Raw genomic sequence first — 377 nt, 5'->3', positions numbered from 1 at the left:
ACCGGCACGGCGGGCGTGTTTACTGACAATGGTGACGGGACGTATACGTTTGCGCCGAATGACAACTTTAATGGTGAGGTGCAACTGGACTTTGGGGTGAGCGATGGCACGGTGGTGACCCCAGCCAATATTGATGTGACGGTGACGGATATCAATGATGTGCCCGTGGCGGGCAGCACCAGTTACCAAGTGAACGAAGACGGTCAAGTGACGATTAGCTCTGAGCAATTACTGGCCAACAGCCATGATGTGGACGGTACGGTGAGTGTGGAGAGTGTCGGCTACGCGGGCGCCGATGGGGTGTTAGTGCATAATGAAGATGGCTCGGTGACGTTCTCGCCCAATGCGAACTTTAACGGTGACATCACGTTGGATGT

Annotated in this window: 1 protein-coding gene; it reads left to right on the top strand. The window is 54.6% G+C overall.

Annotation, left to right across the window (positions count from 1 at the left end; translation table 11 throughout):
* Window positions 1–377: tandem-95 repeat protein (locus Q0779_RS23800; RefSeq protein ID WP_298776749.1), on the top strand; the 377-nt coding region annotated here is incomplete at both ends.

It is taken from the genome of uncultured Shewanella sp., from assembly GCF_947491715.1.
GTDB lineage: Bacteria > Pseudomonadota > Gammaproteobacteria > Enterobacterales > Shewanellaceae > Shewanella.
The sequence above is the reverse complement of the archived record's forward strand: the minus strand, read 5'-3'. Positions and strand labels throughout refer to the sequence as shown.